This is a genomic window from Rhizobium sp. BK008, from assembly GCF_014197345.1.
Classification (GTDB): domain Bacteria; phylum Pseudomonadota; class Alphaproteobacteria; order Rhizobiales; family Rhizobiaceae; genus Rhizobium; species Rhizobium anhuiense.
The window spans coordinates 38,284-56,178 of sequence record NZ_JACIFK010000003.1 but is presented as its reverse complement, the minus strand read 5'-3'; the positions used below and the strand labels follow the sequence as shown (position 1 = coordinate 56,178).

The window sequence follows — 17,895 nt, the reverse complement described above, 5'->3', positions numbered from 1 at the left end:
CGCAAGTGCGAGACCCATGGAGCGCTTTTATACCCTATCCGGATGCAGATGTCGGGCACGCGGCCATCGGCCCGCTTTCCGGCCTTCGACTGGCGGTCAAAGACCTTTTCGACGTTGCCGGCTATCCCACAGCGGCCGGCAACGCCACGGTACTCGCTGCCTCCGGCATCAAGACATCGACGGCGCCTCTGGTCCGGACGCTGCTCGATGCCGGCGCCTGCTTCGTCGGCAAAACCAATACGGATGAGCTCGCCTATTCCCTGATCGGCGGCAACATCCATTTCGGCATGCCGATCAATCCGCGCGATCCCAATCTCATCCCCGGCGGGTCGTCGTCGGGCTCGGCCGTCGCGGTTGCCGCGGGCCTTGCGGATATCGGGCTTGGAACAGACACGTCCGGCTCCATCCGGCTGCCGGCCGCCGTCAACGGCCTCATCGGCTGGCGCCCGACACATGGAAGCCTCGACAACCAGGCACTGCGTCCGCTGGCGCCAAGCTTTGACGTGCCGGGTTTCATGACGAGAAGCCTGGAACCAATGGCTGCGGTGATGAGCGCCGTCGGCATGCCCGCGGCAGATGACCGACCATCATCTATCCTCATTTCCGCGGATATCTTCGCAACCATCGACGACGCGGTTGCCGACGAGATGATCGCCGGCCTTCGATCGGCGGCCATACCTGTCCGCAGGATAGATGCGATCTCCTCGTTCAGCCTCGCCGACCTTGCTTCGGCGTTCATCACCATCCTGCAAAGGGAAGCCTGGGACAGCAACAAAACACTCTTCGAGCGGAGCCCGGAAGCCATTGCTCCCGATATTGCTGCGCGCCTTCTGTCAGGATCTCGTCTGGATGACGAGGAGGTGCGTGAGGCACGTGCGATCGCCAAGCTCTTTTCCGCGGAGATCGACCGATTGCTGTGCGAAGATGTGATTGTCGCTCTTCCGACCTTGGCCATGAGCCCGCCAGCGCGCGATGCCGGCGCAGAAAGCTTCGCTAGATTCCGTTCCGCCTGCATCGAGCTTCTGTGTCTTTCGGGCCTTAGTGGCTGTCCGCAACTGGCTTTTCCAATTGCCGGTTACCTGGGGAAAGTTTCGCTTTCCTTGTTAGGCGCAAGGAGCGCCGACAGGATGCTTATGAATGTGGCCGGGCGATTAAGGGCTGAGTGAAAGAGCAAATGCGGCCGGGAGGCCTTCCCGCCGTCCATCCGTCCCCGTGACTTGCGACCGGCCGATGAAATTGCCGCAGCAATGGCACCGGAATCGCGGCATGGCGCTTGGCTATTGCGTGCTGCCGCCTTCGCGCCGCCCGACCATCTGGCCACCGATGATCAGCAGAGCCGAATTGACCGCACCTATGCGGGCAATCGCCCAACTGCCCGCCGCCACAAACTGCGGAAACACTGCGTCCCGCAGTTGACGCGAAACGCTTTTTGACGATACGGCAAGGCGAAAACGCAAATGGCGGATGGTCGTCGGTGGGGCGGAAGAGCTGCGGAGCATGGGTTTGAAACGGGCGGTGGATTTTTTCCTGGCTTTGCTTGCATCGGTGGTCCTGCTCGTTCCGATCCTGATCGTCGCTCTTTGTGTTCGCTTAACCTCGCCAGGACCGGTTCTCTACTGGTCAAAACGGATCGGTCGTTTCAACCAGATCTTCCTGATGCCGAAATTCCGGAGCATGCGTGTCGACACGCCGACGGTTGCCACGCATCTGCTCGACAATCCGGATCGGTTTCTGACACCCATCGGCTCGTTTCTGCGCAAATCCAGCCTCGACGAACTGCCGCAGCTTTGGTGCATTCTCGAGGGGAAGATGAGCTTCGTCGGTCCGCGGCCGGCGCTCTACAACCAATATGATCTGATGGAGTTGCGCACGGCGCACGGTGTCGACAAGCTCCTGCCTGGATTGACGGGATGGGCGCAGATCAACGGGCGCGACGAATTGCCGATCCCGGAGAAGGTGAAATTCGATGTCGAATATCTCGAGCGGCGCTCATTCGGCTTCGATATGCGCATCCTGTTCTTGACCGCCGAGAAGGTCATTCGCCGCAAGGGTATCAGGCATTAAGTTACCTACTTCTGATAGACTAGCGGTGCAGAAGGCCTTGATTTCCGATTATTTCAGTTGCGCTCGTTGGAGAAAGTGACAAGAAGGTGGTTGTCTGATTGATCTGCGAGACGCTGGTAAGCAATGCCTGAAAATACCCCCGCTGGGACGCCGCGCTCAGGATGGTTGTTACTGCCGATGCAAGCGCTCGTCGCTCCTCTCCTGGCGATGCCGCGTGTTGCCAAACGCGCACTGGCTTTGCTGGTGGATTCCTGCTTTTGCATTCTGACGATCTGGCTCGCCTATTGCTTCCGCCTGAACGAATGGACGGTGCTGACCGGCGTGCAGTGGTTGCCGGTCTTTGTTTCGTTGTGCATGGCACTTCCGATCTTCATCGTCATGGGCATGTATCGGGCGATCTTCCGTTATGCCGGCCTGGCGGCTTTCATCGCAGTTCTGAAGGCCATTGCCATCTACGGCGTCGCCTTCATGACGATATTTACGGCGCTCAGCGTCCCGGGCGTTCCGAGAACCGTCGGCATTCTCCAGCCCTTCCTGCTGCTGATCGGGATCGGCCTGTCGAGGTTGGGTATCCGTTACTGGCTCGGGGATGCCTACCAGCGCATCCTTAACAAGAATACGGTCGCCAAGGTGCTGATCTACGGGGCAGGGAGTGCCGGGCGGCAGCTGGCGGGTGCCCTGACGAACAGTGCCGAACTCAATGTTGTCGGCTATCTCGACGATGATCCGCGCCTCAAGGGCGGTATCATGGGCGGCCTGCCGATCTACGATCCCTCGGATCTTCCGGTGATCGCCGAAACGCTTGGCGTGCACAATGTGCTTCTTGCTCTTCCATCGGCATCGCGGCAGCGCCGCAACGAAATCCTGGAGCATATTCGCACAGCCAGGGTGAACGTTCGCACATTGCCGGATCTTACGGCCCTGGCTCAGGGGCGTATCGCCGTCTCCGACATCCGTGAACTGGAGATCGAAGATCTGCTCGGAAGAGAAGCGGTTGCGCCGCGGCAGGCCTTGCTCGACAAGGCGATGCGCAACAAGGTTGTGATGGTCACGGGTGCTGGCGGCTCGATCGGCGGCGAATTATGCCGTCAGATTTTGCGTAATAGCCCTTCCAGCCTGATCCTCGTCGATCAGAATGAGTTTGCGCTTTATAATATCCATGCCGAGCTGCAGAAGCTGGCCGAACTGTACAAGCATGAAAATCTGCAGATTGTCCCGATTCTCTGTTCCGTCCGTGATCAGGATCGCATCGAGCATATCATGCAGAGCTGGCGACCTCAGACGCTTTATCATGCCGCCGCCTACAAGCATGTGCCTCTTGTCGAACATAATGCCGTGGAAGGCATCAAGAACAACGTCATGGGGACGCTGGTCACGGCACGCGCGGCGAACAAGAACGGCGTCTCGAATTTCGTGCTGATCAGCACCGACAAGGCCGTGCGTCCGACAAATGTGATGGGCGCCAGCAAGCGGCTGGCGGAGATGGTTCTGCAGGCGCTCGCAGCAGAGTCGACGACTGACAGACTGCAAACGAATTTCTCCATGGTGCGTTTCGGAAACGTCCTTGGCTCCTCCGGTTCGGTCGTGCCGCTTTTCAGGCAGCAGATCAAGGAAGGCGGTCCCGTGACGCTGACACACCCTGATATAACCCGCTATTTCATGACCATTTCGGAAGCCTCGCAACTCGTTATCCAGGCTGGCGCGATGGCCGAGGGCGGAGATGTTTTCCTGCTCGACATGGGTGAGCCCGTTCGCATCGCAGATCTCGCCCGCAAGATGGTGGAGCTTTCCGGGCTGACGGTTCGCGACGAGGACAATGCCGAAGGGGACATCGAGCTTTCCGTCACCGGCCTCAGGCCCGGCGAGAAACTCTATGAAGAACTGTTGATCGGGGATAATCCAGAAACGACCGAACATCCCCGGATCATGAAGGCGCGCGAGGATTTCCTCTTCTGGCCGGAGCTTTCGAAAAAGCTCACCTCACTCAATGTCGTCTTGGATCGGAACGATATGACCGCAGCGCGGTCGATGTTGGCGGAGCTCGTCTCTGGCTATTCATCAACGGGCGAGGTCTCGGATCTCGCGTTCACCGGTGCCGAAACCACTACGGCCGCCTGAGACATCCGGCAGCTCGTCCGGCTGCCAGACGCTCAGCCGCGAACGCCGGTGTTGTTCCCACGGTCGGAAAGCCGTTGTGGACAGCCGAGTGGGCTAGCTGAAGAGCCAATGCATGTGCTTCATCGACCTGTCCGTTATTATCGCCAGTATGCGCGAGTCGAACTTTCCGCCGATGATCGACCGAGGAGGTAACCGAGGCCGAATGCCAGCATGCCGGTGGCGAGCAACAATGCGCTTGCTGCTTGCGGGTGATCCCTCGCGCCGGAGGCGACGGCATAGACCTCGCGCTTCACCTCGTTGGCGGCCGACTTCGCGACCTTGGTCAATCCCTCCGGCTGCTCGGTGGGCGTGCCGGTGAATCCGGCGTTCAAGTTCTGTTTGTCGGCCATGTCGAGGACCTTTCCTGAGAGTGGCGCGAAGCAGAAAATTCAATCCTGCTCGCGTGTGCCGGGGGAGGCTTCGCGTTGATCCGCGTCTTCGAGATCCGTCTTGACGAGGAATGCATCCGTATGTTCGCGTGAGGCCTCTCGCAATGCTGCAAGGCTTGGAGGATTGTCAGCCTCGCCCTGCTGTGCATCGAGTTCATGTTCAGCCAGGCTCCAGTGATGCTGATGTTTGCCGTCCGGCCTTCCTTCCTTCTCCCACAGAGAATGGGCCCTTTTTCGGATCTCCTCCTCGCGGGTGGCTGCCGGCGACGCGACGCTCTGCTTGTTGATATCGGTTGCGGCTCGCCGAGCCATCTTCCGTCCGCTTGTTTTCGTCGCGGACGGAACTTCCGGCCGGTCACCGTCGGTCGCGCTTTCGCGTATCTTGCGTCGTGCTGGGTTTTTCATGAGCGCCTCCTTGGATTTCTCAACCAACTCGACCGACCTAAGTTCCAAACAAAGTTTGCTTCTGATTTCGTCAGGTTCATGCCGTCACTCGACCGCAGTGAGTCTTGGCATGGGGATAAAACTAATATACTAGTATGCCAGATAGGTTCAGCGTCCCGGTATCGTTATGCGGCAGGCATCAGAAACCGAAGTTTTGGTCGTCCCGGCCCCGCAAGAGGTTGCCGGCAGATTGCGCCGTATCACCGCGGCCGGCGCAATCTACGAGCGCCTGCATGCCGACATCGTGTCATTGCGAATGCCGCCCGGCATGCTGCTGCAGGAAAAGCGGATCGCCGATGATTTCGGCGTCAGCCGCACGCCGGTCCGTGAGGCGCTGCTCCGGCTTTCCGAAGGCGGACTGGTCGATATCTATCCGCAGTCGAGCACCGTCGTGTCGCGGGTGCCGGTTTCGGCGATCCCCGAGGCGGTCGTCGTACGCAAGGCGCTCGAAGGCGCGACTGTCGAGACCGCGGCCCTTACCGCCACCGCCGCAGACATTGCCCGTCTCGACGCCATCATCGCGCGGCAGCAGACCCATGCTGCGGCCGGCAATGCCTCGAATTTCCATGAGGACGATGAGGCCTTTCACGAGGCAATCGCACAGATCTCCGGTTATCCCGGCATCTGGGCGACCCTGAAAACGGTCAAGGTGCAGCTCGACCGAGCACGACGGCTGACGCTGCCGGTTCTCGGGCGCATGGACAATGTGGTGCACGAACATATGATCATCCGCGATGCGCTCGCCGCCCATGATGCGGTGGCGGCACGCAGCGCGATGACCCATCACCTGAGCGCCGTCATTCCCGATGTCGACGAACTGCGCGCACGTTACCCCGATTATTTCTGCTGACGGCAGGCCAACATGAAACGAAAAGGCGAGGGAAGGAAGAAGGATGCGACAGGGTTGGAGATGGTTCGGACCGGAAGCGCCGGTGACGCTGGATGACGTCCGACAGACGGGTGCGACGAATATTGTCTCTTCGCTGCATCAGGTGCCGATCGGCAGGGCCTGGACGGAAACGGAAGTGCGCGAGCGCCAGTCTCTGATCGAGACGACGCCTGGCGACCGTTCGCCGCTCGTCTGGTCGGTCGTCGAAAGCATCCCGATCCCCGACGCGGTCAAACGCAAGGGCGGGGAGGCCAAAGCCGAAATCGAGGCGTGGATCGCCAGCCTCGAAGCGGTGGCCGCCTGCGGCATTCCGATTGTCTGCTATAATTTCATGCCGGTGGTGGACTGGACCCGCACCGAACTCGATTTCGTGACGCCGACGGGTGCCACCGCCATGCGCTTCGACCACGAGCGCTTCGCGGCCTTCGATCTCTTCATTCTGGAACGGCCGGATGCGGCGCAGCACTATTCCGCGGAGGACCGCGAACGGGCGCGTATCGTCTTCGAGGCGATGTCGGACGACGAGATCGCCGACATCACCCGTATCATCACCTCGGCTCTGCCTGGCTCGACCACCGAACCTCTGACCATTCCGGCCTTCCGCGAAAAGCTGGTCGCCTATAGCGGTATCGATGCCGCCAGGCTGCGCCGGCATCTGATCGAATTCCTGGAGGCGGTGACGCCGGCTGCCGAAGCGCGCGGTGTCAAGCTGACGCTGCATCCCGATGATCCGCCGCGTTCGCTGTTCGGCCTGCCGCGCATCGCCTCGACGGCCGATGACTATGCCGCTCTTTTCGATGCGGTGCCATCATCGGCGAACGGCATGTGTTATTGCACCGGCAGTCTCGGCGTGCGCGCCGAAAACGATCTGCCGGCGATCGCCCGGCGTTTTGCTTCGCGCATTCATTTTGCCCATCTGCGCGCCACGACGCGCGAAGGCGACGGCCGGACGTTCCATGAAAGCGCGCATTTGGAAGGCGACGTCGATATGGTCGCGGTCCTCCGGGAACTGGTGGCGGAAGACCGCCGCCGCGGCGCGCAGGACACCATTGTCTTCCGCTCGGACCATGGCCACCGCATGCTCGACGATCTCGACAAGGTCGTCACACCAGGCTACCCCGCCATCGGCCGCATGCGCGGCCTTGCCGAGCTGCGCGGCATCCTGCATGCGCTGGGCGCCCCGCCGAACTGAGGGCGTCCCCTGTTCGCGCAGCGCCCTTCGGCGGAAATTATCGCGCTCTGAAGCCCGAAGGACGCTTCAGAGCGCGCAACCCTTCAAGAAAAGATCGGCGCACATCTTTGCCCGCGCCTGGATCGCCTCGATCTTGGGCGGCGGTTCCTGGCGCAGGATCGCCGCACGCTGCGGCTCCATGGCCATCATGCCGCGCAGCATGCCGCAGGCCAAATGCGGATCGTCGAGCGCAATGAGGCCGCGCTCGACCTGGCGGCGCAGCCAGTCCTCCATCAGCTCATTGGTGCGCAGGATCGCCTGTTCGTAGAAGGACGTGGCGATCTCCGGAAAGCGGTCCGATTCGCCGATCACGAGGCGCATGATGGTGACCGTCTCGTCCGAGAGCGACAGCATGCCATAGGCCATCAGCATGCGCTCCAGCCCGTCCCTCAGGTCTGCAGTGGCGAGCGTTGCGGGATCGAGCGCAAGCAGGAAACCGACGATACGCTCGGAGATCATGCTGGCGAAGAGATCGGCCTTGGTCGGAAACAGCCGGTAGAGGGTCTTTGTGGAAACACCGGCCTCCTGGGCGATCGTGGCGATGCTTGCCGCCGCGTAGCCATTCTCGTGAAACTGGGTGTTTGCTGCCTTGATGATCAGACCCTTGGTGTCGTCGTCACAGCGTATCTGCGGCCTGCCGCGCGGCCTCTTCTCGATTTGTTGATTTTGGACCATCGCAATTTTCCAAATTCTTGTTGACATCGATTTTATAGAGCATATTTTGGAAAATATCAAGTTTCCTAATTAGGATTCCACCTGACTTCAGAGGCCGCAGCCCAAGAGACGGCGACCGTCATCCGGAGAAAGACAATGACCATCAAGACGCTGCATGCCCTCAACAACAACGCTGCTCCCGAAACCGTCGCCGAAGCCGCCCCGGCCAGCCTGGACGCGGGCCAGCGGCCGCGCATCGCCGAAGCCGCCGCTCCGATTGCCGAGGAAAAGCCCGCCCGCAAGCGCGGCGGCCGCTCGCTGCTACTTGGCGCCACCGCACTGGTGTTGATCGCCGCCGGCGCCTATTACGGCCATGATTACTGGACGGTCGGCCGCTTCCATATCTCGACCGACGATGCCTATGTGAAGGCCGACAACAGCACGATTGCCCCGAAGGTTTCCGGCTATCTCGCCGAGGTCCTCGTCATGGACAACGAGACCGTCAAGGCAGGCCAGCCGCTTGCCCGCATCGACGATCGCGACTTCAAGGCGGCCCTCGATCAGGCCAAGGCCGATGTCGCTGCCGCGGAAGCTACCGTCAGCGCCAAGCAGGCGTCGCTCGAGATTCAGCAGTCGACGATCGCTGCGGCCCGCGCGACCGTCGACGTCGATCGCGCCAACGAGACCTTCGCCGAGCAGAACAACAAGCGTTATTCGAACCTTGCCACCAGCGGTTATGCCCCGGTCCAGACCGCCCAGCAGGCCGCCTCGCAGATCGCCGCCGCTCAGGCCACCATCGTGCGCGACAGCGCCTCGCTCGATGCCGCCGTCAAGCAGGTCGATCTTCTCAATGCCGAGCTTGCCCAGGCGAGGGCCTCTCTTGCGCGCAGCCAGGCCGTCCAGCGCCAGGCCGAGCTCAGCCTTTCCTATGCGACGATAACAGCCCCGGTCGACGGCACCGTCGGCAATCGGACGCTGCGCGTCGGACAATATGTCCAGGCCGGCACTCAGCTGATGTCGGTCGTGCCGACGACGGCTGCCTATGTCATCGCCAACTACAAGGAAACGCAGTTGACCGACGTCCGGGCCGGTCAGCCGGTCGAGATCGAGGTCGATATGTTCCCCGGCCGCACCTATCACGGCCATGTCGACAGCCTCGCTCCGGCAAGCGGCCAGGAATTCGCGCTGCTGCCGCCCGATAACGCCACCGGCAACTTCACCAAGGTCGTTCAGCGCATTCCGGTGAAGATCCTGCTCGACGGCGATGCCGCCGCAAACGGCGATCTGCGCCCCGGCATGTCCGTTCAGCCTGATATCAATACCAAGAACGATCGCAGCTAGGCCAGCGGCGAGGAGTTTGTGTCATGTCCACCATCACAGCAACAGCCATCGCCGTTCCGCAACAAAGGACCGGGGCTAGCACCCGGGACTGGATCGCCGTTCTCGCAGGCATGATCGGCGCCTTCATGGCGATCCTCAACATTCAGATCACCAATGCCTCGCTTCTCGACATCGAGGGCGGGATCGGAACAGGCGTCGACAACGGCGCCTGGATTTCCACCTCCTATCTGATCGGCGAGATCGTCGTCATTCCGCTGACGGCCTATTTCAGCAACGTCTTCTCGTTCCGCCGCTATATCCTGGTGAATTCGATCCTCTTCCCGCTGTTTTCGATCGCCTGCGCCTTCGCCCATGATCTCGGCACGATGATCCTGCTGCGCGGTCTGCAGGGTTTTGCCGGCGGCGTGCTGATCCCGATGGCCTTCACCATGGTGCTGACCAAGCTGCCGAAGAACCAGCAGCCGCTCGGCTTGGCGATCTTCGCGCTTTCGGTCACTTTCGCGCCGGCAATCGGCCCGACCATCGGCGGTTATCTCACCGAAAATTACGGCTGGCAGACGATCTTCTTTATCAACGCCATCCCGAGTGCCATCATGGCAGTCGCCCTTGCCCTGACGCTCGACAAGCAGCCGATGCAGCTCGGCCTGCTGAGGGAAGGCGATTGGCCGGGCATCGTCACGATGGCAATCGGTTTGTCGGCATTGCAGACGGTGCTTGAAGAAGGCAACAAGGAGGACTGGTTCTCCTCGCCCTTTATCGTCAAGCTCAGCATCCTCGCCGTCGTCTTCCTCGTCGCCTTCATCTGGATCGAGCTCACCGTGAAGAAGCCGCTGGTCAAGCTCAGCCTGCTGAAGCAGCGCAATTTCGGCATCGGCGTTGCGGTCAACGTGCTGGTCGGCGTCGCCCTTTTCGGCACCGTCTATATCCTGCCGCAATATCTCGGCCAGGTGCAGCGCTACAATGCCGAGCAGATCGGCAACGTGCTGGCCTGGACCGGCCTGCCGCAGCTGCTGTTGATCCCGCTCGTGCCGATGATGATGAAGCGCTTCGATGCCCGCTACATCGGCTTCCTCGGCATTTCGATCTTTGCGATCAGCTGCTTCATGAACATCATGCTTTCGGCCGATACCGCGGGCGATCAGTTCTGGATCCCCAACATTGTCCGCGCCATCGGCCAGGCTCTGGTGCTGACCCCGATCACCGCCATCACCACTGCCGGCATTGCACCTGCAGATGCCGCCGCCGCTTCCGGCCTGACCAACATGCTGCGCAATCTCGGCGGCGCCGTAGGCACGGCGACACTCGGCACGGTGCTGACCAAACGCGAGCAGTTCCATTCCAACATCATCGGCCAGTCGGTGACGCTCGGCCGCGACGAAGTCCGCAATCGCCTCGACCAGATGACAGGCTACTTCCTGTCGCACGGCGTCTCCGACCATGCCGTCGCAGCCCAGAAGGCCGTCGTGGCGCTGGGTCAGGTCGTCAAACGCCAGGCTCTGATCATGGGTTTCAGCGATACCTTCGCCGTTATCGGCGTGGTTCTTGCCATCGCAGCCGTCGCCCTGCTGCTCACCCAAAAACCGCGTGCCGGTGGTGGCGCCGGCGCTCACTGAAACGACAGCGCTCGCCCGCCTTCCCGGCGAGCGCTCTCACTATTGCGGAATTTCGACCGTAAAGGCGAAGCGGGCCACAGCGCCCGGCGCCAGTATCGTGGTGGACGGCCTCGCCGAAAGCTCGCGCGATGCTCCAGCTTCCGCGGCCGTTCCATGCCAGGGCTCGATGCAGAGGAAAGGCGCACCCGGCTTGGTCCAGAGCGCGAGATTAGGCAGGTTTTCGAAATGGAACTGCATGGCCGGCCCGCCTTCGGCGCCATAACTCAAGCCTTCGCCAGCCCCACTCGGAAAGATCATCGCATCCTGCTCGAACATCGCGTGATCCAGCACCAGCCGGCCGGCATCAAACGGCGAGGGCAGAGGCGCAGGGTTGATCAGGCCACCCGCCAGCCGCACAAGACCCGGCTCCCCCTTATTGTCGAGCGTCACGATATGGTTGCGCCCGGCAGCACCGGGCAGCGGCCAGGCGAAAGCCGAATGGAACCCGAGGCCGAACGGCATTGGCTTCTGATCGCGATTGGTGACCTCCGTCGTCACCGTCAACGCCCGGCCCTCCACCGCATGCACCAGAGCCAGCTGAAAATCGAAGGGATAAACCGCCCGCGTCGCCTCCGAGGCGATGAGTTCGTAGCGGCACATCGTTGCGGTGGATGCCGCAAGCGCAAATTCGCTGCGGCGGGCAAAGCCATGCTGGGACATCGGATAGACCGCGCCGTCGATCGCTATCTTGTCGTCCGGCGCCTTGCCGACGATCGGAAACAGGATCGGCGACCGCCCGGTCCAGAAGGCCGCATCGCCGGTCCATAACCACGAGCGTCCGTCGCTTGTCGTCAGCGCCTGCATCTCGGCGCCGAGCGAGGAGACTTCGACGGCGAGATCTTGATTCCCGATCCGGATTGAGCTTGGCATCGCGGCTCCCTTTCGCATTGGTGCGGCACCAAGCCATACCCTTCCGCACCGGGTATTTCCACCCCATAGAGAGAGGCGGGACGGCAGCCACGATGACAATAGAAGTGCCGTCGCGGTGCTTATTTCCGCACCGCGCCTAATCTCGCGATCACTTCATTCGGAATGCCGTAGCGCTGAATAGCGTCACGGTTGTTCCGCAACCCGCATATCTCACGCTGGATGAAGAATGCCCAGACGGCGTCGGATGCTTCATTGAGAAGCCTCTCGCGTTCCTCAGCGGTCTGGTGATCGGGAGCCCAGGCCTTCAGGGCGGCAAGTGTCGCCTCCACCTTCAGCCCGTGACGTCCGAGCGAATCCGCGCGTTCCGACATCAGCTCGTATTCGAGGACGTTGAAGCCGCTTTTATCGTGCTGGGATTGTCGGAAGGACTGCGGCGGACGAACGCTCATTGGCACAGGTCTCCGTTGGCGTGAGTTCCGATAATATCCAATCCTGTACCAAATTAAAGAAGGTGAGCAAGATGCCGTCCGAAATCCGCTCTCGCTTTTCGGCGTCGTACTCTTGATCGAGAGGACAGGAAACAGGGCTATCCTGCGGTTTCCTTGCATGGCATAAGCGCGCCAAAATCTCCTTCTCCAGGCGCCGCGCAAATCATGATCCGTATCGAAAATATCAGCAAGCAGCTCAGCCACCGTATCCTCTTCATCGAGGCGTCCGCGGCCCTCAATCGAGGCGAGAAGATCGGCCTGGTTGGTCCGAACGGCGCCGGCAAGACGACCGTCTTCCGGATGATCAACGGCGAGGAGCAGCCCGATGAGGGGCAGGTCTCCGTCGAGAGGGGCGTCACCATCGGCTACTTTAACCAGGATGTCGGCGAGATGGCCGGCCACAGCGCCGTTGCCGAGGTGATGAATGGCGCAGGTCCCGTCAGCATCGTTGCCGGCGAATTGCGCGAGCTCGAAGCCGCCATGGCCGATCCCGAACAGGCCGACAATATGGAGGAGATCATCGAGCGCTACGGCGAGGTGCAGGCGCGCTACGAGGAACTGGACGGTTATGCGCTCGAGGGCCGCGCCCGCGAAGTGCTTGCGGGCCTGAGCTTCAGCCAGGAGATGATGGACGGCGATGTCGGCGCGCTATCGGGCGGCTGGAAGATGCGCGTGGCGCTCGCCCGCATCCTGCTGATGCGTCCTGACGTCATGCTGCTCGACGAGCCGAGCAACCATCTGGATCTGGAAAGCCTGATCTGGCTGGAGGAGTTCCTGAAAGGTTACGAGGGCGCGCTGCTGATGACCTCGCATGACCGCGAATTCATGAACCGCATCGTCACCAAGATCATCGAGATCGACGGCGGCACGTTGACGGCCTATTCCGGCGATTATGAATTCTACGAGCAGCAGCGGGCGCAGAACGAGAAGCAGCAGCAGGCTCAGTTCGAGCGCCAGCAGGCAATGCTCGCCAAGGAAATCAAGTTCATCGAGCGCTTCAAGGCCCGCGCCTCGCATGCCTCGCAGGTGCAGAGCCGCGTCAAGAAGCTGGAGAAGATCGACCGGGTGGAGCCGCCCAAGCGCCGCCAGGCCGTCTCTTTCGAGTTCCAGCCGGCGCCGCGATCCGGTGAGGACGTGGTCAACCTGAAGAACGTGCATAAGAAATACGGCAGTCGAAGCATCTATGAGGGGCTGGATTTCATGGTGCGGCGGCGGGAACGTTGGTGCATCATGGGCATCAACGGCGCCGGCAAATCGACGCTGCTGAAGCTGGTGACGGGCACCGCCGAGCCTGACCAAGGCAGTGTGGCTCTCGGCGCCAGCGTCAAGATGGGCTATTTCGCCCAGCACGCCATGGATATTCTCGACGGCGAGCATACCGTCTTCCAAGCGCTGGAAGACCGGTTTCCTCAGGCGGGGCAGGGGCCCTTGCGCGCGCTGGCCGGGTGTTTCGGCTTCTCCGGCGACGATGTCGAGAAGCGGTGCCGCGTGCTGTCAGGTGGTGAGAAGGCGCGCCTCGTCATGGCGATGATGCTGTTCGACCCGCCGAACCTGCTCGTGCTCGACGAACCGACCAACCATCTCGACCTCGACACCAAGGAAATGCTCATCAAGGCGCTGTCGCAATATGAGGGCACGATGCTGTTCGTATCGCACGACCGGCATTTCCTGGCCGCGCTCTCCAACCGGGTGCTGGAGCTGACGCCCGACGGCATCCATCAATATGGCGGCGGCTATACCGAATATGTGGCGCGCACCGGCCAGGAGGCGCCCGGCCTGCGAAGCTGACCGGTATTTTTGCCCCGGCATGTCGAAACCGTCGGCGTCGAAACGACCAGTGAAGAGCTGGCCAGCGATATCGTTGGCCGCTTGGAGCAACGGAGGAGAAATGCCTATGCAGCTGGATCGGATCGAAGTCGTCACCCTGTTCGTCGATGATATCGACGAGGCCAACTCTTTCTACCAAAAGGTCTTTGCACCTGATGTCGTCTATCAGGACGCAGTATCCTGCGTGCTGAAATTCTCGGGAACGATGATCAACTTGCTCGATGCTGCGCAAGCGCCTCAGCTGGTCGAGCCATCCGCCGTGTCGCCCCCCGGTTCGGGGGCACGCGTACTGCTGACGATCAAGGTCGATGATGTCGATGCAGTTTGCGCAGAACTGCGCAAACTCGGGGTAACGCTGCTCAATGGTCCCGTCGATCGTCCATGGGGCCGCCGGACGGCGGCCTTTGCGGATCCGTCGGGCCATGTCTGGGAGGTCGCGCAGGAGTTGCGCTAAGCTGGTGTCGCCGCGTTCCGAGGTCGCCTTCAGATTTTGCGACTGTGATGCGTCTCGGCAAGTTTCGTTCACGCGAAGAACAGATTCGGCGGCTATCGCCACGATGATGACCAAATTCCGTGGTGTTCGGAGCCCTCTTCATGCAATCGGGGACGGGCGCATCGGCATGGACTGGATCAATCGCTATATCGATCAGCCGCTACTGCACGGCGCGGCGGGCTTGCTGCGGAGTTGGCATCTGCGCACGCGGCAACCGCCGGAGCTGCTGGAGCCGACATGGAATCTCGTCGTGCTCTCCTTTCTGCTGATCGCGAGCGGGCAGGTCGTGTCCGGCAAGCCTTTCGCGCTCAGCATTGCCGCACTGGTCATGCTGGCGCTGCCCTCCGTGCGAAAGCTGCTTTCGGCGGTAAAGGCAGGGGGAGGCGGTTACGGCGCACGGGAATACAAGTCGCTGAGAGCGCGCGCCATCGCCAAACGCGAGGCGGAGTGGTCGGTGCGCATCATCGTGTTGTTCGCATCCGCCTGCCTTCCGTTCATCGCCCGCATCGACGATCCGGTGGGAGCCTATTTCATGCTCGGAGCAAGCATCTGGTTCGTATTGACCGGCCCGCTCAAGGCCTATCTCGATGCGGCCGAACCTCCCGAACCGAATGAAGGTGATCGGACATATAACGGCGTCTTTCATCTCGGCTGAATGGGGTCGGCGCGACGGTGCATCTACCCGCGGCAAGGCCGACGGGAACCAAATGGGGCGGCCTCCGTTATCTCCGCAGCAACGTAAAAGGAGATTGCGATGCTTTATTACGCTCTGGTGTTTCTCGTTGTGGCTTTGATTGCCGGCGTCCTCGGATTTGGCGGCATCGCAGGGGCCTCAGCTTCCATTGCCCAGGTTCTGTTCTTCATTTTCCTGGTGCTGTTCGTCGTATCGATCGTCATGCGCCTAATGCGAAAAGTATAACGCGGACAGATCAAGTAGAAAAACCCGGCGAAACTCATCGCCGGGTTTTTCTTTTACTGGTGCCGGGATGCGGGCAGTTAAAAATTCTGCGCTAAGGCAGAATGAAACATGACCACGGATTGCCCAGGCCATCATGCGCGTCAGGAACGAGCTTCGCAATGCGTCTGGTTGCCGTTTTGCGATAAATGGCACCTAGCCAAGGATTGGGATATGAGGGGCTGCCGTCCTTGGCAGCACGCCGTTCAGTCTTGGGTCATCCGTCACTTCGACCATGAAAGCATATGGCTTGAAGCCGGACCGCTGATAGAACGGCAATGCATTCGGATGATCGAAATGGCAGGTGTGGACCCAAAGCCGTTCGATGGGATGCGCCCAGGCAATCGATAACGTCTTGTCCATGAGATAGCGCCCCGCGCCGGTTCCGATCGAACTTTTGGCAACTCCAAAGAAAACCAGTTCACACTGACCATGTTGCCGGAAATCAAGCTCCAGCATGCCGGACGGCCTTCCTTCCGCCAGCAGCACGTATATTTCCACCAGCGGGTCTTGGAGAATGGCCGTCAGTCTGTCATCGGGCATGACCAAGCGTGAAACCCACATCCAGTCCTCTCCGACCAGCCGGAAAAGCTGCCGATATGCCACAAGATCGGGAGCTGTCATCCGCTCGAGAGAGATCCCAGGGATAAGCTTGGCTTCCCTGGAGGCCGGCTTCTCCGTCATCTCCAGACAGGTGACGGCATTTGCAAGTTTACCCTTGGGGACCAAAGAATATCCCACGGGCAAATGTGGATTGGAATTATTCGATTTTTCAACAGTTTCCATAGCCATCACCCAATTGCGATCCGCTGCCCTCCCGTCGATTTCTTGCATCGCATGAACCGCTGACCTGCGCGAGGAATTTATCGTTACAGATGGTGTGACAACTCGCGCGTGAGAAAGTCATGCAGGCATTGCGTTGCGGCTTGCGTCGGTGCGGGACTGCGCAATACTCCGAGCGATAAATATCTGAAAGGCCGATTGATTTTGCCATCCATATTTTCACCTGTTTCACTGTCCGACGACGCAGACTCACCAAGCGGATGGTGGGTCGTCGGTGGAGCGCATGCGCTGACAGCTGTAACCTTCGGATCAGCCTACGCCTTCTCCGCTGTGTTTCCCGGTCTTTCCGAGGAATTCGCGGCATCGCGTGGCCAGATCGCGCTTGTCTTCTCCATCTCGGCTTTGGTGTTCTATTCGCTGGGCGCAATCGCCGGCCCGCTTGCCGATCGCTGGTCGTCCCGCGCCGTCATAGCGACGGGTTTGGTGGCAATGATCATCGGTTACGCCGGAGCCAGCCAGGCACAGTCACTGACCTCGCTCTACGTTTGGTACGGAGCCGGAGTGGGGCTTGGAATCGGCCTCTCTTATGTTCCGGCGATTGGAGCTGTGCAGTCTTGGTTTATCCTCAAGCGGAGCCGCGCGTCAGGCATTGCTACGGCCGGCCTCGGCCTCGGCACGCTGTTGCTGCCGTTTACGATCGGCCGGCTTGTCTCCGGGCTTGGTTGGCGTGGATGTTTCATCGGTTTGGCGGCCGTCATAGCCGCAATCGGTCTGCCGGCGGCAATGCTCGTGCGTAGACGCCAAGACAACAGCATTCCTGCAGAACTGCGATCCAGCGACCGGCCCAGCCCTTTCACCGTATGGCGCGATGGCCGTTTCAGCCTGTTCTACGTCATGCTGCTCTTGGTGTCGTTCTGCACATTCATTCCCTATGTGCATATCGTCCCGGCAGCGCATGACATGGGTCTGTCGCTTGAAAGCGGTACAATCCTTATAGCGCTCATCGGCGTCGGAAACATCTTTGGGCGTCTCGTGCTGGCCGGTTTGGGCGACCGCATCGGTTCCTTGCGCCTTTTGACAATTCTTACCTTTGCTGTTGCCGGCTCATTCGTCCTGTGGTCCGCTGCCAACGGCATGGCCATGATGGTGCTTTTCGCCCTGTTGTTCGGGGCGAGTTATGGTGGCTGCGTCGGCCTTTATCCGGCCGTCGCCGCCAATCTCTTCGGCACCCGTCATATCGGAACGATACTGGGCTATCTCTATACGGCCGTGGGTGTGGCTGCTTTGCTGGGGCCAACAATGGCGGGGCTCGTATTCGATAAAACCGGTAGCTATCTGGGCCCCATACTGTTCAGCGCGGCTGCCGCTGTCGTTGCCGGTTTCCTGACACTCTGGCTTCGGCAGAAATAGTAGCGCCGCAAATGAACAGAGGCGGCCGGACCGAGCCTTGTGGTCACCGTCCGCTCAGCCGGATGTCACCGGTTGGAGATCGATGTGCCTTTCTGGCAACCATTCCGGATAAGATCATGAAATAATCGAATGCCGCGAAAAGGTGCCTTCGAAATGTCCCAATGGGGGCTGAACCGTAGGCTTGTTTGTCGCTTGCGCCTTCCCATGCGCTTTGACATGCGATGCGTAAATGATGCCGGTTCGGGATC

Annotated in this window: 18 protein-coding genes and 1 pseudogene; 12 read left to right on the top strand and 7 right to left on the bottom strand. The window is 60.7% G+C overall.

Annotation, left to right across the window (positions count from 1 at the left end; genetic code table 11):
• Positions 1 to 5 precede the first annotated feature (5 nt).
• Positions 6 to 1,166 (top strand): amidase family protein, encoded by a 1,161-nt coding sequence (locus FHT69_RS14950; protein ID WP_183902951.1) that lies wholly within the window; start codon positions 6 to 8, stop codon positions 1,164 to 1,166.
• Positions 1,167 to 1,307: 141 nt separating this feature from the next.
• Here the strand turns inward: FHT69_RS14950 and FHT69_RS14945 are convergent.
• Positions 1,308 to 1,388 (bottom strand): annotated as a pseudogene (locus FHT69_RS14945) (EamA-like transporter family protein); the annotation flags it as partial.
• A 109-nt stretch (positions 1,389 to 1,497) separates the two neighbouring features.
• Here FHT69_RS14945 and FHT69_RS14940 point away from each other — a divergent pair.
• Positions 1,498 to 2,064, top strand: coding sequence for a sugar transferase (locus FHT69_RS14940; protein WP_028756496.1), 567 nt, complete (start codon positions 1,498 to 1,500; stop codon positions 2,062 to 2,064).
• Positions 2,065 to 2,187: 123 nt separating this feature from the next.
• On the top strand, positions 2,188 to 4,182 hold the full coding sequence (locus FHT69_RS14935; protein ID WP_028756497.1) for a polysaccharide biosynthesis protein: 1,995 nt from the start codon (positions 2,188 to 2,190) through the stop codon (positions 4,180 to 4,182).
• Between the two features lie 137 nt (positions 4,183 to 4,319).
• On the opposite strand, the gene FHT69_RS14930 is transcribed toward FHT69_RS14935, so the two are convergent.
• Entirely contained in the window at positions 4,320 to 4,571 is a 252-nt protein-coding gene (locus FHT69_RS14930; protein WP_028756498.1) for a hypothetical protein, read from the bottom strand.
• A gap of 39 nt (positions 4,572 to 4,610) precedes the next feature.
• A complete protein-coding gene (locus tag FHT69_RS14925; protein ID WP_028756499.1) occupies positions 4,611 to 5,015 on the bottom strand; it encodes a DUF2934 domain-containing protein in 405 nt (134 codons plus the stop codon).
• 166 nt (positions 5,016 to 5,181) lie between these two features.
• Here FHT69_RS14925 and FHT69_RS14920 point away from each other — a divergent pair, with 166 nt between their 5' ends.
• Positions 5,182 to 5,904 carry a GntR family transcriptional regulator gene (locus FHT69_RS14920; protein WP_028756500.1) on the top strand — a complete coding sequence of 241 codons (723 nt, stop codon included), beginning with the start codon at positions 5,182 to 5,184 and terminating at the stop codon, positions 5,902 to 5,904.
• 43 nt (positions 5,905 to 5,947) lie between these two features.
• Positions 5,948 to 7,135: a mannonate dehydratase gene (gene uxuA / locus FHT69_RS14915; protein ID WP_183902952.1), complete on the top strand. Its 1,188-nt coding sequence runs from the start codon at positions 5,948 to 5,950 to the stop codon at positions 7,133 to 7,135.
• Between the two features lie 66 nt (positions 7,136 to 7,201).
• Here the strand turns inward: uxuA and FHT69_RS14910 are convergent, their stop codons facing one another.
• Entirely contained in the window at positions 7,202 to 7,849 is a 648-nt protein-coding gene (locus tag FHT69_RS14910) for a TetR/AcrR family transcriptional regulator (protein ID WP_047613259.1), read from the bottom strand.
• A 135-nt stretch (positions 7,850 to 7,984) separates the two neighbouring features.
• Between FHT69_RS14910 and FHT69_RS14905 the strand changes: the two genes are divergently transcribed.
• Positions 7,985 to 9,169 (top strand): HlyD family secretion protein, encoded by a 1,185-nt coding sequence (locus tag FHT69_RS14905; RefSeq protein WP_097544679.1) that lies wholly within the window; start codon positions 7,985 to 7,987, stop codon positions 9,167 to 9,169.
• Between the two features lie 23 nt (positions 9,170 to 9,192).
• Positions 9,193 to 10,782, top strand: a complete 1,590-nt coding sequence (locus FHT69_RS14900) for a DHA2 family efflux MFS transporter permease subunit (RefSeq protein ID WP_183905563.1) — start codon at positions 9,193 to 9,195, stop codon at positions 10,780 to 10,782.
• Between the two features lie 39 nt (positions 10,783 to 10,821).
• On the opposite strand, the gene FHT69_RS14895 is transcribed toward FHT69_RS14900, so the two are convergent.
• Entirely contained in the window at positions 10,822 to 11,691 is an 870-nt protein-coding gene (locus FHT69_RS14895) for an aldose 1-epimerase family protein (protein ID WP_097630930.1), read from the bottom strand.
• A gap of 119 nt (positions 11,692 to 11,810) precedes the next feature.
• Positions 11,811 to 12,140, bottom strand: a complete 330-nt coding sequence (locus FHT69_RS14890; protein WP_049813404.1) for a DUF6665 family protein — start codon at positions 12,138 to 12,140, stop codon at positions 11,811 to 11,813.
• A gap of 204 nt (positions 12,141 to 12,344) precedes the next feature.
• On the opposite strand from FHT69_RS14890, the gene FHT69_RS14885 reads away from it, so the two are divergent.
• The 4 genes from FHT69_RS14885 to FHT69_RS14870 all read left to right on the top strand — a co-directional run bounded on the left by FHT69_RS14885 (position 12,345) and on the right by FHT69_RS14870 (position 15,418).
• Entirely contained in the window at positions 12,345 to 13,967 is a 1,623-nt protein-coding gene (locus tag FHT69_RS14885) for an ABC-F family ATP-binding cassette domain-containing protein (protein ID WP_127430110.1), read from the top strand.
• 100 nt (positions 13,968 to 14,067) lie between these two features.
• Positions 14,068 to 14,460: a VOC family protein gene (locus FHT69_RS14880; RefSeq protein ID WP_097630932.1), complete on the top strand. Its 393-nt coding sequence runs from the start codon at positions 14,068 to 14,070 to the stop codon at positions 14,458 to 14,460.
• Positions 14,461 to 14,563: 103 nt separating this feature from the next.
• Positions 14,564 to 15,154 carry a hypothetical protein gene (locus tag FHT69_RS14875; protein ID WP_028756509.1) on the top strand — a complete coding sequence of 197 codons (591 nt, stop codon included), beginning with the start codon at positions 14,564 to 14,566 and terminating at the stop codon, positions 15,152 to 15,154.
• Between the two features lie 99 nt (positions 15,155 to 15,253).
• Positions 15,254 to 15,418, top strand: coding sequence for a DUF1328 domain-containing protein (locus tag FHT69_RS14870; RefSeq protein ID WP_028756510.1), 165 nt, complete (start codon positions 15,254 to 15,256; stop codon positions 15,416 to 15,418).
• Positions 15,419 to 15,610: 192 nt separating this feature from the next.
• On the opposite strand, the gene FHT69_RS14865 is transcribed toward FHT69_RS14870, so the two are convergent.
• Entirely contained in the window at positions 15,611 to 16,240 is a 630-nt protein-coding gene (locus FHT69_RS14865; RefSeq protein ID WP_183905732.1) for a GNAT family N-acetyltransferase, read from the bottom strand.
• Positions 16,241 to 16,435: 195 nt separating this feature from the next.
• Between FHT69_RS14865 and FHT69_RS14860 the strand changes: the two genes are divergently transcribed.
• A complete protein-coding gene (locus FHT69_RS14860; protein WP_097630934.1) occupies positions 16,436 to 17,647 on the top strand; it encodes an MFS transporter in 1,212 nt (403 codons plus the stop codon).
• Positions 17,648 to 17,895 lie beyond the last annotated feature (248 nt).